15 protein-coding genes are annotated in these 17,046 nt (G+C 66.1%); 3 read left to right on the top strand and 12 right to left on the bottom strand.

What is annotated here, in order from left to right; translation table 11 throughout:
- Positions 1-5: 5 nt before the first annotated feature.
- A complete protein-coding gene (locus tag EGY25_RS12275; RefSeq protein ID WP_135195235.1) occupies positions 6-1,616 on the bottom strand; it encodes an ABC-F family ATP-binding cassette domain-containing protein in 1,611 nt (536 codons plus the stop codon).
- Positions 1,617-1,791: 175 nt separating this feature from the next.
- On the opposite strand from EGY25_RS12275, the gene EGY25_RS12270 reads away from it, so the two are divergent.
- Together EGY25_RS12270 and EGY25_RS12265 are read left to right on the top strand one after the other, a co-directional pair.
- Positions 1,792-2,226: a hypothetical protein gene (locus tag EGY25_RS12270; protein ID WP_135195234.1), complete on the top strand. Its 435-nt coding sequence runs from the start codon at positions 1,792-1,794 to the stop codon at positions 2,224-2,226.
- Between the two features lie 25 nt (positions 2,227-2,251).
- Positions 2,252-2,746, top strand: coding sequence for a group III truncated hemoglobin (locus tag EGY25_RS12265; RefSeq protein WP_135195233.1), 495 nt, complete (start codon positions 2,252-2,254; stop codon positions 2,744-2,746).
- 2 nt (positions 2,747-2,748) lie between these two features.
- Here the strand turns inward: EGY25_RS12265 and EGY25_RS12260 are convergent, their stop codons facing one another.
- Together EGY25_RS12260 and EGY25_RS12255 are read right to left on the bottom strand one after the other, a co-directional pair.
- A complete protein-coding gene (locus EGY25_RS12260; RefSeq protein ID WP_135195232.1) occupies positions 2,749-3,033 on the bottom strand; it encodes a type II toxin-antitoxin system RelE/ParE family toxin in 285 nt (94 codons plus the stop codon).
- A complete protein-coding gene (locus EGY25_RS12255) occupies positions 3,030-3,335 on the bottom strand; it encodes a hypothetical protein (protein WP_135195231.1) in 306 nt (101 codons plus the stop codon). Before EGY25_RS12255 ends, EGY25_RS12260 begins: the two co-directional genes overlap by 4 nt.
- 72 nt (positions 3,336-3,407) lie before the next feature.
- On the opposite strand from EGY25_RS12255, the gene uvrA reads away from it, so the two are divergent.
- Positions 3,408-6,356, top strand: a complete 2,949-nt coding sequence (uvrA, locus tag EGY25_RS12250; protein WP_135195230.1) for an excinuclease ABC subunit UvrA — start codon at positions 3,408-3,410, stop codon at positions 6,354-6,356.
- Between the two features lie 46 nt (positions 6,357-6,402).
- On the opposite strand, the gene EGY25_RS12245 is transcribed toward uvrA, so the two are convergent.
- From EGY25_RS12245 to flgK, 9 genes are all read right to left on the bottom strand, one after another.
- A complete protein-coding gene (locus EGY25_RS12245) occupies positions 6,403-7,284 on the bottom strand; it encodes a hypothetical protein (RefSeq protein WP_135195229.1) in 882 nt (293 codons plus the stop codon).
- Between the two features lie 83 nt (positions 7,285-7,367).
- Positions 7,368-8,021 (bottom strand): ABC-type transport auxiliary lipoprotein family protein, encoded by a 654-nt coding sequence (locus EGY25_RS12240; RefSeq protein ID WP_135195228.1) that lies wholly within the window; start codon positions 8,019-8,021, stop codon positions 7,368-7,370.
- On the bottom strand, positions 8,018-8,956 hold the full coding sequence (locus EGY25_RS12235) for an MlaD family protein (RefSeq protein WP_135195227.1): 939 nt from the start codon (positions 8,954-8,956) through the stop codon (positions 8,018-8,020). Before EGY25_RS12235 ends, EGY25_RS12240 begins: the two co-directional genes overlap by 4 nt.
- A 12-nt stretch (positions 8,957-8,968) precedes the next feature.
- Positions 8,969-9,745, bottom strand: coding sequence for an ABC transporter ATP-binding protein (locus tag EGY25_RS12230; RefSeq protein WP_135195226.1), 777 nt, complete (start codon positions 9,743-9,745; stop codon positions 8,969-8,971).
- Entirely contained in the window at positions 9,742-10,857 is a 1,116-nt protein-coding gene (locus EGY25_RS12225; protein ID WP_135195225.1) for an MlaE family ABC transporter permease, read from the bottom strand. Before EGY25_RS12225 ends, EGY25_RS12230 begins: the two co-directional genes overlap by 4 nt.
- A gap of 229 nt (positions 10,858-11,086) precedes the next feature.
- Positions 11,087-12,541, bottom strand: coding sequence for a UdgX family uracil-DNA binding protein (locus EGY25_RS12220; RefSeq protein ID WP_135195224.1), 1,455 nt, complete (start codon positions 12,539-12,541; stop codon positions 11,087-11,089).
- The gene (locus EGY25_RS12215) at positions 12,541-13,779 is read right to left on the bottom strand and encodes a putative DNA modification/repair radical SAM protein (RefSeq protein ID WP_135195223.1); all 1,239 of its coding nucleotides are present in this window, start codon (positions 13,777-13,779) and stop codon (positions 12,541-12,543) included. Before EGY25_RS12215 ends, EGY25_RS12220 begins: the two co-directional genes overlap by 1 nt.
- 68 nt (positions 13,780-13,847) lie before the next feature.
- Positions 13,848-14,813: a flagellin gene (locus EGY25_RS12210; RefSeq protein WP_135195222.1), complete on the bottom strand. Its 966-nt coding sequence runs from the start codon at positions 14,811-14,813 to the stop codon at positions 13,848-13,850.
- The gene (flgK, locus tag EGY25_RS12205; protein WP_245159455.1) at positions 14,810-16,909 is read right to left on the bottom strand and encodes a flagellar hook-associated protein FlgK; all 2,100 of its coding nucleotides are present in this window, start codon (positions 16,907-16,909) and stop codon (positions 14,810-14,812) included. Before flgK ends, EGY25_RS12210 begins: the two co-directional genes overlap by 4 nt.
- Between the last annotated feature and the right edge of the window lie 137 nt (positions 16,910-17,046).

The raw sequence follows: 17,046 nt of genomic DNA, 5'->3' as shown, positions 1-17,046 counted from the left end.
TCGGATCACAGGGCCAAGGTGCGTGTGACCTCCAGCGCGGCCAAGAAATCCGCGTCGTGGCTGACCACGACCAAGGCCCCGTCGTAGGCGGTCAGCGCCGCCTCCACGGCCGCGATGGCCTCCAGATCCAGATGATTCGTCGGCTCGTCCAGCACCAGCAGTTGCGGCGGCGTCGCGCCGGTCATGACGCAGGCCAGGGCCGCCCTCAGCCGTTCGCCGCCTGAAAGGTCGCCGACCCGGCGCTGGGCCGCCGTATTGCGAAACAGGAACCGAGCCAGCGCCGCCTGGGCGTCGTTGACGGTCCCTTGCAGGTTCAGCCGCCGCCACGCCTCGACCAGCGTCTCGTCCGGCCTGAGTATCGCCGCCTCCTGATCAAGCAGAACCGCCCGCACCGGCCGCTCGACGATCCCCGCCGTGGGTTCCAGATCGCCTGTGATCAGCCGCAACAAGGTCGTCTTGCCCGCCCCGTTCGCCCCGGTCACCGCGACCCGCTCCGGCCCGACCAGCCTGAGGTCGATCGGTCCGACGATGGTCCGCCCCTCGGGCGACGCCCACGATGCCTGATCCAGCGTCAGCACCGTTCGCCCGGCCGCCAGTCCCGTCGTCGGCATAGGGATCGCCAGCGTCCGCGTCCGTTCCACCCGCTCCTGCGCCGCCGCCAGCGCACCTTGTGCCGCCTCGGCCTGTCGCGTGGCCAGCACCCGGTCGCGCCCGCCGCTGTTCTCGGCCCGCTCGGCCCGTGCGCCCAAGAGGATTTTGGGCATGTCGCCCTTGGACGCCATGCGCCGCCCCGCCGCGTCGCGCTTGGCCTTGGTTTCCGTTCGTCTCTGCGCCTCGGCGCCCGCCCGCGCGACATCGCGCTCGGCCTCGGCCAGACCCCGCTCGGCCGCTTCCCGCTCAGCCGCCTTGCGCGCGACATACAGGTCATAGCCGCCGCCGTAGATCGTCACGCCCAGGCCCGACACCTCCACGATCCGGTCCATCCGACGCAGCAGGTTGCGGTCATGGCTGACCACCACGGCCCCGCCGTCCCAGCGCCCGATCACGTCGGCGACCAGCGCCCGCGCCTCCACGTCCAGATGATTGGTCGGCTCGTCCAGCAGGATCAGGTCCGGCTGCGCCAGCATCAGGCCGGCCAGCCTCAGCCGCGTCTGCTCGCCCCCGCTCAGGCTGACGGTCAGCCGATCCAGCGCCACCCCCGACAGCCCCACAGCAGCCAGCGCCTCGCCCAGCCGCGCCTCCAGCGTCCAGTCGGCCTCGGCCAGATCGTCGGCTGTGCCCGCGCCGGCCAATACCCGCGCGATGATGTCCAAGTCTTCTGCGACGCCCAAGGTCTGCGCCGCCGTCTCGTTCGGCGCAGGGTCATACCGCTGATCCAGCACGCCGACCGAACCGGTCCGCGCCACCCCGCCCTCGGCCGGCGCAGCAGCGCCCGAGATAAGACGCAGCAGCGTGCTCTTGCCCGCGCCATTGCGGCCGACGACGCCCGTGCGCTCGGCGCCGAACGTCAGGCTCAGATTATCGAATAGGGTTACGCCGTCAGGCGTCCTAGCGGCGACCTTGTCGAGTGTCGCGCGTGCGGACGGGGACGCGTTTCGGCTTGGGCTGGTTGGCATTGAGGATCACGAGCAGCATGGCGGACAGGGCGGAACCGGTGGCCAATGCGATGATCATGATCGTCAAACCTTCTGCAAAACGCGTCAGAAAGAGGAGGATGGGTCCTAATCCTGCAATGCGCAAGTCTGGCGTCGAACACGGCCGCGTGAGAAGCTTGACCGTCAGGAGACTTTCATGAAGCCCGTCGCCGCTCTCGCCCTCATCTTTACTCTCACCTCCGCCGCCTGCGCTACCGCGCCCGAGGCCCCGTCCATGGCTCCCAACTACGCCGCTGTTCCGACCCAGGATCCGACGCCGAACGCCCGAATCTACGCCGCCTGCCTCGAACAGGCCGCCGCCGCTGGCGCCTATCGTCGCACCGATGACGGGCGCGGCGCCGAGTTCCTGCTGTTCACCTGCACCGGCGCGCCGGCGGCCGCCTTCGCGACTGCCCTGATCCCTTGGAGCGAAAGGATCGGCTCGGTGTTCCAGCGTGACGGCCGCACCTTCCGCTCCACCGCCAAGGTCCAGGCCGATCTGTTCGGCGTGGATGCCTGCTCCACCGATGCAGCAGGCGGCGATCCCGTCTGCATCCTGTCCTTCAACGCCGGCGATTTCCTCGACCAATAGGCTCGCTCCGGTTAGACGGACCGCCATGGAAAGCCGTTTCCGCATCGAAGATCCCGCCGGAGCGGCCGCCCGCCGCGAAGCCGCCGTTCAGCGCCTGCGCGACGAGACCGGCATAGACGAGGCCATGATCGAGGCCCTGGTCGAAGGCTTCTACGCCCGCGTCCGCGATGACGTTCTGATCGGTCCGATCTTTGCCGCCCGCATCGCAGACTGGGCCCCGCACCTGGCGCAGATGAAGCTGTTCTGGTCGTCGGTCGCCCTGTCCACCGGCGTCTATCAGGGCCGCCCCATGCCGAAACACCTGCCCCTGCCCATCGACGCCCGCCACTTCGACCGCTGGCTGGAGCTGTTCGTCGAGACCGCCCGCGACCTGTGCCCGCCTGTCGCCGCCAATCACTTCATCGAACGCGCCCGACGCATCGCCGAAAGTCTGGAACTGGGGATCGCAACCGCCAACGGGACGCTTCTGGTCAAGGGCGAGCGGTTCGCGCGGCCGACGCAGGCGTGGACGCCGGACTAAAATCAGCGCCGCCAGTTTTCGCGAGAGTGGAAGATACGCGAGACCAGGACGACATCGTCGTAGACGCGATACTTGATGACATACCCACCTTGACCAAAGCGGGTGACATAGACTCGGGAAGAGCCGACAGACCTTCCGCTGAGCGGAAACTCAGTGAGTTGACGGAATGCGTCAAGCAGGACGCTGTAGGCATGCTCGGCTGCGTTAGGGCTCTTTTCGCCAATGAAATCCAATAGCCGCTGCTGGTCCGCTCGGGCCGCGACGGAAAACCGGATCTCGAAACTCAAGCTCGACGCTTCTTCTCTGCCAGAAGATCCTCAAAGGGCCGCAAAAACTCCTCCAAGGAGATATACTCGCCCGTCCGCTCATATTCGGCGAACCGACGCTCGTCCTCGCCCCAATCGTTCTGGATGGCGACCTCAATGAGTTCAAGCGCATAGGCCGCCGGCTCAACGCCGGCCGCTTCGGCCGCAGCCTTCAGCCGCCGCGCCTGATCTTCGTTCAGGTGGATGTCGAAACCATCGGCCATAGGGCGACGATAACCCAGGCTGGGGACCACCGCAATGTTCACACATTGTTCTTGCTTCAATCGCGCGATTCATCCCCATATAGCGATGTCGCGCCGGACCCGACCGGCCCTCCTCCGCGTTCTCCGGACAGCATGACCGAAAAGCACAACTTCATCCGCGTTCGCGGCGCCCGCGAGCATAATCTCAAGGGCGTGGATCTCGACATCCCGCGCGAACAGTTGGTGGTGATGACCGGCCTGTCGGGGTCGGGCAAATCCTCGCTGGCGTTCGACACCATCTACGCCGAGGGCCAGCGTCGCTACGTCGAGAGCCTGTCGGCTTATGCGCGCCAGTTCCTGGAGCTTATGGGCAAGCCGGACGTGGACCTGATCGAAGGCCTGTCGCCGGCCATTTCCATCGAACAGAAGACCACGTCCAAGAATCCGCGCTCGACCGTCGGCACGGTGACCGAGATCCACGACTATATGCGCCTTCTGTGGGCGCGGGTCGGCGTGCCCTATTCGCCGGCCACCGGCCTGCCGATCGAGAGCCAGACCATCAGCCAGATGGTCGACAAGCTGGTCGCCCTGCCGGACGGCGAGCGCATCCTGCTGCTCGCCCCCGTCGTTCGGGGCCGCAAGGGCGAGTACAAGAAGGAAATCGCCGAATGGCAGCGCCAGGGCTTCCAGCGCCTCAAGATCGACGGCCAATTCTACCCCATCGACGAAGCCCCGACACTGGACAAGAAGTTCAAGCACGACATCGACATCGTCGTGGACCGGATCGTCACCAAGCCTGACCAGGAAGCCCGTTACGCCGACAGCCTGCAGACCGCCCTGGGTCTGGCCGACGGCATCGCCAACGCCGAATGGGCCTCGACGGCAGAGGGCGAGACCGCGCCGCGCAGCCTGTTGTTCTCGGAACGGTTCGCCTGTCCGGTCTCCGGCTTCACCATCAGCGAGATCGAGCCGCGGCTGTTCTCGTTCAACAACCCCTTCGGCGCCTGTCCGGTCTGCGACGGCCTGGGGGTCAAGCTGGCCTTCGACGCCGACTTGGTGATTCCGGATCGCGACAAGACCCTGCACAAGGGCGCCGTCGCGCCCTGGGCCCGCGGCCCCTCGCCGCTCTACACCCAGACGCTTCAGTCGCTCAGCCGTCACTACGGCTTCTCGATGGACGTCACCTGGCGCGAGCTTCCGGCCCAGGCGCACAAGGCGATCCTGTACGGAACCGGCGCCGAGAAGATCAAATTCACCTACGACGACAACGCCCGTAAATATGAGGTCTCCAAGCCGTTCGAGGGCGTGCTGCCCAATCTGGAGCGCCGCTGGCGCGAGACGGACAGCGCCTGGGTGCGCGAGGAACTGGCCCGCTATCAGTCCGAGACCCCCTGTGACGCCTGCCACGGCAAGCGGCTGAAGCCCGAGGCATTGGCGGTCAAGGTCGGGGGCCAGGACATCGCCGACGTCTCCACCCTGTCGATCAAGAAGGCCTATGACTGGGTCCAGGCCCTACCCGAAGCGCTCAGCGACAAGCAGATGGATATCGGCCGGCGCATCCTGAAGGAGATCGGCGACCGGTTGCGGTTCCTGAACAACGTCGGCCTGGACTATCTGTCGCTGTCGCGCGCCTCCGGCACCCTGTCGGGCGGCGAGAGCCAGCGCATCCGCCTGGCGTCTCAGATCGGCTCGGGCCTGACCGGCGTCCTCTATGTGCTGGACGAACCCTCCATCGGCCTGCACCAGCGCGACAACACCCGCCTGCTGGAAAGCCTGAAAGGGCTGCGCGACCTCGGCAATTCGGTCCTCGTCGTCGAGCATGACGAGGAAGCCATCCTGACCGCCGACTATGTCATCGACATGGGTCCGGCCGCCGGCGTCCACGGCGGCGAGGTCTGCGCCGAAGGCACGCCTGCCCAGGTCATGGCCAATCCCAAGTCCCTGACAGGCAAATACCTGACCGGCGAACGCGAGATCGAGATCCCCGTCGACGGTCGCCGCCCCATCGAGCGCAAGCGGATGCTGAAGATCAGCGGCGCCAGCGGCAACAACCTCAAGAGCGTGACCGGCGAAATCCCCGTCGGCGTCTTCACCTGCATCACCGGCGTGTCCGGCGGCGGCAAGTCCACCTTCACCATCGAGACCTTGTACAAGGCCGCCGCGCGCCGCCTGAACAATGCATCAGAGGCCCCCGCTCCCTTCGATAGGATCGAGGGGCTGGAGCATTTCGACAAGGTCATCGACATCGACCAGTCGCCGATCGGCCGCACCCCGCGCTCGAACCCGGCGACCTACACCGGCGCCTTCGGCCCCATCCGCGACTGGTACGCCGGTCTGCCGGAATCCAAGGCCCGCGGCTATGGCCCCGGCCGGTTCAGCTTCAACGTCAAGGGCGGCCGCTGCGAGGCCTGTCAGGGCGACGGCGTCATCAAGATCGAGATGCACTTCCTGCCCGACGTCTATGTCACGTGCGACGTCTGCAAGGGCAAACGCTACAATCGCGAAACGCTGGAGATCGTGTTCAAGGGCAAGTCCATCTCGGACGTGCTGGACATGACGGTCGAGGAGGCTGCGACCTTCTTCAAGGCGGTGCCGCCGATCCGCGACAAGATGCTGACGCTGGAGCGCGTGGGCCTGGGCTACGTCAAGGTCGGTCAGCCCGCCACCACCCTGTCGGGCGGGGAGGCCCAGCGGGTCAAGCTGTCCAAGGAGCTGTCCAAGCGCGCCACCGGACGTACCCTGTACATCCTCGACGAGCCGACCACCGGCCTGCATTTCGAGGACACCCGCAAACTGCTTGAGGTCCTTCAGGAACTGGTCGAGGCCGGCAACACCATCGTGGTGATCGAGCACAATCTCGATGTCATCAAGGTCGCCGACTATCTGCTGGACTTCGGCCCCGAGGGCGGCGACGGCGGCGGCGAGATCGTCGCAGTCGGCACGCCGGAACAGGTCGCGGACAACACCGCCAGCTGGACCGGGAAGTACCTCAAGGAGGTGCTGGATCGGCACGAGACCCGGCGCAAGGCGCGGGTCGCGGCCTTGGGCGGATCCGTCGGCGAACAACCGGCGAAAAAGAAGCGGGCGAAGGCTTCCGCCTAGCCGACAGGCGCTCCATCGCCGGACATGGGCGATGGAGCGGGAAAGCTCAGCGCGGCTTCAGCGCCGCCCAGGCCGCCGCGAACGGGGCATAGAGCACGGCCAGTTGCAGCGCCGACATCAGGGCGTTGACGACCGACGACACCAGAATGGCCGGCCAGGCCTGGGCCAGGATCTGCATCGTGCCGACGCCGTCGAAGCGGGCGAGGGTCTGGATTCCCCCGGTCATCAGATCGGTCGCCGCGCCGATGATCATGCCCAGAATGCTGACGATCAGGGACATGATGACCGCGATCACGGCCATGCCCAGCAGCGCCCAGAAATGGCCCTTGGTGGCGCCGAAGGAGTCGAACAGCGTGATCTTGCGGCGATCCACGGTCATCGGCACGGCCAGGCTGAACTTGATCGCCAGCCAGACGATCAGGGCGAAGACGGCGAAAATCAACAACACGCCCGCCAAGATCAGCAGAGGCTGACCCGATGCCGAACCGAAGCCGATGGCGGCGCCCACCAAGGCCATGCCCACACCCGAGGCGAGACCGACGATGATGCTGACCAGCAGGCTGACGACCAGCACCCGCACCTCGTCCATGCCCACGCGGACATAGCCCCAACGCGACTCTTCAGGACGCAGGACCGACCGGGCGACGGCGGCGCTCAGCACAGTGCCGATCAACAGGCCGGCCGGCGCCGCCCAGGCCAGCGCGCCGGCATAGACCTGACCCAAGGCCTGGAAGTCCGCCATCGACGGATTGGCCGACTGTTCCAACGCCTCGCCCGCCGCCATCAGGGCCGCCCATTTGTCGGCGCCCAGGCCGAACATGACGACGTACATCAGCAGATAAACGAGGCCCCAGGCCAAGGCGACGACCGGATGACGACGAACGACCCGAAAGCCTTCGAAGGCGGCGTCGGTGGCGGAAAAACTCATGACAACTCCGGGTCAGATTCGGAGACAGCCTAGCGCATCCGCAGGCCTGCGTCCTGCAGCCCTGAATGAAGGCCGACCGGCCGTCAGTTGGCGGAACTGATGGTCCAGTCGGCGATCTGGGTGTTGATGTCGCGCGTGGCGGTATCGAACGCGGCCACGATGGCCGACACGCGATTATCGCCGGCCGGCTGGGTCACGGTGAAGACGCGCTCGACCGAACGCCCTTCCTCAGGGCGAATGGTCCCGCTGGACGCAGCTCGCCGTTCAGGCGTCGAGCGCAGCTGCGCGCGCGCCGTCACGACCACGTCCGGCACGGCCCCCGGTGCGGCGTAACGCGCCTCGAACGTCGTGACGGTCACCTGCAGCACCAAGGGCGGCGTGCCGGCTTCGCGACGGCCCAGAACGCGGATCCGGTCGGCCCGGTTGGCGAACGCCGCCTTCAGGCTGTCGTCAAACAGAGTGGAGGCTGGCGACACCCACCGCGCGCCGCCGATATAGGCCGTCTCCAGCCCCGTGACGCCCAGGATGCGGTCGTCGCCGGTCGCCTGCGGAAACTCGATGCGGCGGATCGAGACCGTCAGCGGCGCGGGCGTGTCGCCCACGGCCGACGGCGCCTCCACGGGCAGGCCGAACCGATAGTTCTGCACCGGGTCGGGGCTCGACAGCAGGGCGCACCCGCTCAGCGCGGCCATAGCGGCCGCGGCGACGGCCATTCGAAGGACAGGACGAAGGATCACGGCTGCACCTCCAGCTCTTTGGATTGGGGACGACCGATGAAGTCGCGCGGGCTGGCGCGGACATCGTCGATCAGGGACTGCAGCGAACGGGTGGCGTCCTGCAGTTCTTCGATGGTGCCCGTCAGTTGCGGCAGGCTGGTGGTGGCGAAATCGCCCAGCGGACGCTCAAGCCCGCTGATCGACCGGTTGGCCGAGGCGATGGCCGTGCGGGCCTCCGCCGTCGCCGAGTTGATGTTGGCGATGGCCTGGCGACCGTCGGTATTGACGATCTGGCGCGTATCGACGGCCAGGGCCTGATATTCCTTCACCGCAGCGTTGGCGTTGGTCACGGCCTCTTCCAACTGCTGGAAGATGGCCTTGCGGGCCTCAAGCTCTGTCGTCAGGGATTCCACGTTCTTCACGCTGGTCGAGAAGCTGCGGATGTTGTCGTCGGACATGACGCGGTTGATCCGGTTCAGCGCATCCACCGTCTGGGCCAGAACCGTGCCGGAACCGCTCAGCAGTTCGGCGATCGGCGACGGCTGGCTTTGCAGCACCGGCACGACATTGTCGGGATACTGCTCCTTCAGCAGGGCGCTGTTCGGCGAACCGGCGGTGATCTGGATATAGTTCAGCCCTGTGATGCCCTGCGGCTCCAGCTGGGCGCGCGAGGTGACGCGCACCGGCGTCGTGCCGTCCACCCGCACGCGGGCGATGACCTGGTCGCCGCGCTTGGTGTCGATGTTCAAGTCCGTCACCTCGCCGACGCGGATGCCGTTGAAATGGACCTCGCCGCCTTCTGACAGACCGTTCACCGGCCCATAGAAGACGATGTCGTACATGTCGTAATCGCTGTTGAACTGCAGCCGGGCCAGCCAGATGGTGAACACGGCCAGCGCCGCCAAAAGGCAGACGGTGGCGATCCCGACTGCGGCGTAATGTGCGTCTCTTTCCATAGTCGGCTCTCCTCAGGCCGCCGTCTTGGTGGCTGCGCGACCGCGCGGCCCCAGGAAGTATTCCTTGATCCACGGATGGTCGGAGCGTTCCAGCTCCTGCACCGTGGCCTTTTCCACGACTCGCTTGTCCGCCAGCACCGCCACCTTGTCACAGATGGCGTACAGCGTATCGAGGTCGTGGGTGATCATGAAGACGGACAGACCCAGGTCGTCGGCCAGTTGCCGGATCAGCTCATCGAACGCCGCTGCCCCGATGGGATCCAGACCCGCCGTCGGCTCGTCCAGGAAGACCAGTTCAGGGTCCAGCGCCAGCGCCCGCGCCAGACCGGCGCGCTTCTTCATCCCGCCCGATAGTTCGGCCGGCTTCAGGTGATGGTGCTCGGGCTTCAGACCCACCATGGCGATCTTCAGTTCGGCCAGCTCATAGATCACCGCCTTGGGCAGCTTGGTGTGCTCAACCAGGGGCGAGGCGACGTTCTCCAGCACGCTTAGTGACGAGAACAGCGCGCCTTGCTGGAACAGGATGCCGGTGCGGCGCTCGATATCCGCCGACTGATCGTCGGTCAGGGTCGCGCGATCATAACCCAGGACGTTGACGGAGCCGCCCTCGGGCTCCTTCAGGCCGATGATGGTGTTCAGCAGCACGGTCTTGCCCGCGCCGGATCCGCCGACCACGCCCATGACCTCTCCGCGCACGAGGTCGAGGTCCAGGTTCTCGTGAATCGTCCGCTCGCCGAACTGGCTCAGCAGGCCGCGCACCTCGATCATGTTTTCCGGGGCATCGGTCATATGTTCAGCTCCAGGAAGATCAGGGCGAACACGGCGTCCAGGAAGATGATGGCGAAGATGGCCTGCACCACGGCGGCGGTCACCCGGCGCCCCAGGCTTTCGACATCGCCGGCGACCGACATGCCCTGACGGCAACCGATGGCGGCGATGACCAGGGCGAAGACCGGCGCCTTCACCAGGCCCACCATCAGGTGCTGCGCCATGGTGCCGTCCTCGACCAGACGCTGGAAGAAGAAGGATGGGCCGAGATTCAGCGAGCTCCAGCATACGACCAGACCGCCGACCAGGCCGCCGATCATGCCCATGAAGGTCAGCAGCGGCAGCATCAGCACCAGGGACGCGACACGCGGGATCACCAGCGCCTGGAACGGATTGACGCCCATGACCTGCATGGCGTCGACCTCCTGGTTCATCCGCATCGAGCCGATCTCGGCCGCGAACGCCGAGGCCGAACGCCCGGCCAGCAGGACAGAGGCGATCACCACCGCAAACTCGCGGAACATGGCCACGCCGATCAGCTGAACAGCGAACACCTGGGCGCCGAAATCGGTAAGCAGATCCACGCCGATGAAGGCGATCACGGCGCCGATGAAGAAGTTGGTGATCATGACGATCGGGATGGCGTCCAGCCCGGCCCGCTCGGCTTGACTGACCCAGGCCGGCCAGCGAATGCCGCCGGGGTGTTTGGCCGCCTCGACCACAGCCGCCATCAGCCGACCGAGGAAGGCCAGCGACAGCATCGCCTCGCCGCCGAAATCATAGACGCCCCGGCCGATCTTGGCGAAGGTGCGGATGAAGGCGCTGGGACGTTTCGGGGCCGGGGCGCTCTCGCGCTCCAGCACTTCGATCATGTGGTAGATGCGACCGGCCTCGGGCCGATCCTTCCACTGGCTTTTCGACAGACGCCCGCTGGACGCCTGCACCAAGGCCAGAGCGCCGGCCGTGTCGAACCGGCCCAGATCGGCAGTGTCGATGCTGGCGATCTCGCGGCCTTCCAGGTCGCGGCTCAGCTCGGTCGGCAGACGGCCAAGCGCCGTCGTCGTCCAATCGCCGGACAGGCGCAGATTGGCCGCGCCGTCCGCATCGACGATTTCATACTGCGGCTGGCTCATCGGGCCTCGAACGACCGGTCGGACATCGCGATCTTCCCCAGGCCGCCTCTCCAGGCAGCCGAAATCCCTACCGCGCTAATGGTCAAGCCGGCAGACGATGTCAACGCGCGATGACATTCGCGCGGATGTTTGTCGTTCGACCGTGTCGAGACCGCCTCCCCCATTCGATTTCCCCAACTGTCACGCTGACGCTGATGCCAAACGCAGCCGAACGGGATTCGTTCTCGGATCAATCCATACGACGCCGAACGGCCACCAGATCGTCGATGAACAGCCGACGCGCCTGAGCCTTCGCCGCTTCATCCGGCAGGCGTAGCAGATAGGAGGGATGGACGGTCAGGACGGCGGTCGAACCATCCTCCAGCGGGATTGGCGCACCGCGTTCCTGCATCACGGCGGGCTTGCGACCCAGAAGCGCCGAACCAGCCGTCGCGCCTAGCGCCAGCACGACCTTGGGCTTGATCAGCCGCCGCTCCGCATCCAGCCACCAGCGACAGGCCTGGACCTCGCCTGCGTTGGGCGTCTTGTGCAGACGGCGCTTCCCGCGCGGCTCGTGCTTGAAGTGTTTGACGGCGTTGGTGACGTAGACGTCGGATCGGTCGATGCCTGCCTCGGCCAGGGCGGCGTCCAGCACCTGACCTGCCGGCCCGATGAAGGCGCGGCCGGCCAAATCCTCCTGATCGCCCGGCTGTTCGCCGACGATCATCAGACGCGCCGTCGTTGGTCCCTCCCCGCACACGCCCTGGGTCGCATCGCGATAAAGGGGACAACGGCGGCAAGCCTGAACCCCGTCCACCACATCCGCCAGATTGTCGGGCACGGCCTCGGCATCCGGCCGCGCGGCGTGAAGATCGGGAGCCGTCAGGCGCGCGAAACGCGGATTGGGTTCGGGCGCGGGTGCGGCGACCATGGTCTCGGTGCGAACCGACGAGGCGGCGATCAGCTCCGGGATCAGGGCGGCCTCCGGCAGGTTCTTCCAATAGGATTTGGCCATCTCGCCCTGCATGGTCTTCACCTTCAGACGCGCGGGATTGAAGGTCGAGGCGTAGTAGGTCTTCCAGAAGTCCTCGATCTCGTCCTCGTCCGGCGCCATGTCGCGCGTCGCGGGCGGGCCGAACCGCAGGGTTTCGCCGTCCCAGAAGGCCGACCCGTCAGGCGTCAGGATCGACCACCGCATCGTCGTGAACCGCCGCTGGAAGAAGGGCGCGGTCTTTTCAAGCACCCGGTGCGGCGGCTCGAACCACGCCACCCAGGCCTCGCCGCGGTCGTCATGCACCTGGCGAAAGCGCACGAAGGCTTTCATCTTGTGAGACGCACGACTGACGTTTTTCACCCGCTCCAGGGCGTCCGCCACGTCTCGGTCGGAAATCACCTTGATCAGATCGGGCTCGTCCCGCAGACGCCACAGCAGCCGATACATCAGGTCGAACCGGTCGGCGGATCGGTGCAGGATCAGGTTCTGAGCCAGATCCACGAAGTCTTTGGGGACGCTGAATTCCTGCCGCTCGTCTGCCCGTAGGCTGGGGTGAGCGGCGGTCGGCTCATCGAACAATCCCCCCTGCTCCTGCCCGCCGCGCACCACGAACCGCGCCGCCGCCGGCTCCACCCCCGCCAGTCGGAACGCCCGCGCCGACTTGCGCCAGCCGTCGAAGTCCGTCTCGCCGTCCAGCATCGCCGTCGCCATCAGAACAGGCTCAACTGCTCGGGCGTGCGGCTGGTCACGCGCGCCCTCAGGTCCGCTGCATCCGTCAGCCCACCCGGCGTCCAATCCAGCGCCGTGATGAACGGCCGGATCTTGGCCACCGACCGCGTCAACCGCCCGACATCCTCAAGCCGTAAGGTCCGATAGCGCCGCACCGACACGATCCGGTCCACCGCCTTCACGCCAAGCCCCGGCACCCTCAGCAGCATCTCGCGCGGCGCCCGGTTCACATCGACCGGAAACTGCTCGCGCTTGTTCAGCGCCCATGCCAGTTTGGGATCGATCGCCAGGTCCAGCATGCCGTCCGACGCCCCCTCCCCGATCTCTGGCGCGGAAAAGCCGTAGAACCGCATCAGCCAGTCGGCCTGATACAGGCGGTGCTCGCGCATCAACGGCGGCTTGGACAGGGGCAGGATGGCGCTCGAATCCGGGATCGGGCTGAACGCCGAATAATAGACCCGTCGCAACCCATAGCCGCCGTACAGCGACGCGCTGCGATCCAGAATTTCCGTATCTGGCGCGCCGTCGGCGCCGATGATCAGTTGGGTGCTCTGGCCGCCCGGGGCGAACTTCGGCGGCTTGATCTTGTCGCGCTTGCCCGGCTTGGCGGCCTCGACGCCTAGCCGCACCTGGCTCATCGCCTTCTTGATGACGCCGACGTCCTTTTGCGGCGCCAATCGGGCCAGGGCCTCGTCGCGCGGCAGTTCGATATTGGCGGACAGACGGTCGGCATACAGGCCCGCCATCTCCACCAGTTTGGGATCGGCCTCAGGGATCAGCTTCAGGTGGATGTAGCCGCGGAAGTCGTGAACCTCGCGCAGGGTCTTGGCGACCAGAACCAGCTGCTCCATCGTATAGTCGCCCGATCGGATAATGCCCGACGACAGAAACAACCCCTCGATATAGTTCCGCGTGTAGAAGTTCAGCGTCAGGTCGACGACCTCGTCCACATCGAACCGCGATCGCTCCACGTTCGACGACACGCGATTGATGCAATAGGCGCAGTCGTAGATGCAGAAGTTCGTCAGAAGGATCTTCAGCAGGCTGATGCAGCGCCCGTCCGGCGTATAGGCGTGGCAGATGCCCATACCCTCGGTCGAGCCTATCCCCTTGCCGCCGACAGAGTTCCGTTTCGACGTCCCCGACGACGAACACGAGGCGTCGTATTTCGCCGCATCAGCGAGAACGGACAGTTTTCGACGCAGATCGAGACGAGCCATTGTTCATGATACGTTCTCAACCACCGATCGGTCCAGCGTCACCGTTTTCTTTTTTTTGAAGCCGTCGCTTAGCGCAGCAGGTTCAACAGCGACGTGTTCTTCAGCGAGTTGATGATCTGGGCCGAGGCCTCAATCGCCACCTGCGCCATCTGCAGGTCGGTGATCGCACGCGCAGGATCATAGCCCGACTTATCCTGCATCATTTTTTGCAGGGCCGTTTTCTGGCCTTCCTGAGAATCCAGCGCCGACTCGACGTGGTTCTGCATTAGGCCGTTCTTGGCGGTCTGGTTGGTCAGACCCGCATTGGCCTTGTCCAGTTCGCCCATCTGCGCGTTCAGGAAGGCGGTGATGTCGGCATTGGGTTGGCCGGTCAGCGTGCCCGGCCCGGCCGGCGTATAGGTCACGGCGCCCACCGTCACCGGCGTGCCGTTCTGGAAGGCCTGGATGTTGCGGAACACCTCGGTCAGCGGTCCGCCGATCTCGCTGGCCAAAAAGCCGGTCTCGACGGTCGTCTTCTCGTCGATGCGCGACTTCTGTTTCAGCGTGTCGTTGGCGAAGGTCGAGGCGACCGAGGGCGCCGTCGCGAGGGCGGCCATGGCCCCCGCCGTCGCCGGCGCGATGTCGCCTTGACCGCCCGCGAACAGATAAGACCCCTGATGCTCGGCGTTCAGTCCGCCCTGGACCGTCTGATAGTGCAGGCCCAGCTCGGTCATCAGATTGGTGATATTGCCCGCCGCCAGGCTGGTGGCGATGGCCTCGCGCGCGCCGGTTCCGCCCTCGTAGACGCGGGTCATGGCCAGGTCCTGCGCGCTCAACCGCGCCGCCACGGCCTCTCCTGTCGAGATGAAGCCCTCCAGACGCGCCTGGGTCGAGGTCAGGCTGGTCAGTTGTTCCGCGCCCCGGCCATAGCCGGACATGTCGGTGGCGATCTTTTCGCTGTCGATCCGCTCCTGCGCCTGCTGGGCGCGGCTCTGCGCGTTCATCAGACTGAGAAGGGCCGACTGGTAGTTCCCGTGGGTCGCGACGCGCGTCATTGCAGGATTCCGATCAGAACGTCGTACATGTCCTTGCTCGCCTGGATCAGGCGCGCAGAGGCGTTATAGGCTTGCTGGAAGGTGGTCATATTGACCAGTTCCTCGTCCATGTTCACGCCCTCGGCCGAGGTGCGGCGACTGTCCGCCTCCCTGGCCAGGGCGTTCGCCGTTTCGCTGCGGGTCTTGGCGGCCGAGGCCTTGCCGCCGATCTCGCCTGCGAAGTCTGCGGCATAGGACGACAGGGTCTTGGTCCCGCCCGAGTTTCCACCGGCCGCGCCGAAGGCGACATTCTTCTTGCCCACGTCGCCCAGCACCAGGCCGCCGCGTCCGTCGCTCTTACTCAAGGCAGGCGCGCCCGCCGCCGCCGACAGGTTCAACTGCGCCAGCGCCAGCTTGCCGGGATCCTGCTGAATGTCGCTGCGAACCGTATAGGCGCCGGCCCGCGTCGCCCCGGTCTCCCCAAGGCCGAACAACTGAGACATCGAAACGCCCGACGGGTCCTGGGTCGTGTTGTCATTGACCACGCTCAGGGTCGTGGCGGCCGGATCGTAGGCCTTGAACGCCAGCTTGCCGGCCGCGTCCAGGCTGAAGGAGCCATAGCGTCCGACGCCCGTGATCGGGTCGTTCAACGCGCCCAGCATCTCGCCCATCGTCCCCGTACCGGCCGGCACCGAGACAGTGATGTCGCGCTGACGCGACCCCGACTGTCCAGAGACGCGCAGGGTCAGGCTTTCGCCCGGATCGAAGCCGTGTTCCGACGCCAGGGTCAGGCCGGTCTCATAGAAGCTGGGCGTGGTTGTCGAAACCAGGTCGTTCAGACCGAACCAGTGCGAGAACCCGCGACCGCCCTTGGCGCTGGGCGATGTCGCATCGTCGGCGATGGCGACGCCGTTGCCGCCCGCGCCGTCCAGTTGCAGCTTGCCGTCCGAGAAGCTGGCCGTCGCCGCCCCGCCCATCTGGGCGTTCAGGACGCTGAGGAAGCTGGTCGGGTCAGCGGCTGCCCCATTGATCGTCATCGTGCCGCCGGAGAAAACGATCCGAGCCGATGCCTGCACCACGCCGGCCGCGTCGACCGCCGTGATCGTGGTCGTGCCGGTGAAACCGGTCAGAGCGTTCTCAAGCGACTGTCCGGTATTGCGCCCCGCCAGGGTCGTCGGCGCCGGCACGCTGCTGTTGGCGTTGTGTGCGCGGTTCAGTTCGTCCGCCAGCTTGGCCGTCAGCTCGCCCAGACGCGCGGCGGCTGCCGGGGCATCGACATCGCGGATTTCGACAAGCCCCCTGATCTGACCCGACGATACGCCGTCCAGCAGCGGCCAGCGCGTGCCGCTGGGCTCCGTGATCATGATGTCAGAGAAGGCCGTCGTGGCGTCGACCGTGCCGGCCGACTGATACGACAGCGTCGCCGCGCCTTCGCCCACCAGGGTCGTGCCGGCATTGGTGCGCAGGGTCACGCCGCCATTGGAGCGGGCCTCGACCTTCACATCCATATATTTGGACAGTTCGTTGATCAGTCCAAGCTGGGCATTCTGGGCGCCGGTCACATCCTCATTGGTCACCGTGCCCGAGGCGATCGTCTTGTTCAGCTTGGCGATCTGCTCAAGCAGCGGATTGACCGTCTCGATCGCGCTCTGCAGTCGCCCGTCCGCCTCCTGGCGTGCCGACTGGATCTGCGAGGCGATGCCCGAGGCCTGATTGAAGATGGCCTGGGTCTTGTAGATGGTGTCCTGACGCCCCGCGGACGAGGTCGGGCTTTCGGCCAAGGTCGCGTAGCTGGCGAACAGCTTGTCGACCTGGGCGAAGAAATTGCTGTCGCTGCTGGGGTCGCCGAACTGGTTCTGGATCTGGTCGTAAAGCTCGTAACGCACGGTCTGGCGGGCCGCATCCGCGCCGGCGCTCAGGCTTGCGGCTTGCAGAAACCGATCGGTCGCCAAGCGGACCCGTGTGATATCGACGCCGGAGCCATAGCCGTTGGTGACGGCGGCCGACTGGTCTGCGACCTTGCGGATGTAGCCGGGCGTATCGACGTTGGCGATATTGTCGGCGGTCACGCGCAACTGGGTCTGGGCCGTCTTCAGCCCCGACGTCGCGATGTTCATGATCGAGTTCAGCGACATTGACGCGTCTCCCCCGCCCTACCCGGCAACCGCTGCATCGTCGCGCGCAGTTCTTGCCCAGCCACGCGCCGGCCCCGCTCGCACAGAGCGTTGTTTTTCAACAAGATCATTGATTGGAC

The sequence above is a fragment of the Brevundimonas intermedia genome, assembly GCF_004614235.1.
Lineage (GTDB): Bacteria > Pseudomonadota > Alphaproteobacteria > Caulobacterales > Caulobacteraceae > Brevundimonas > Brevundimonas intermedia_A.
This window is presented reverse-complemented; position numbering and strand designations above follow the sequence as displayed.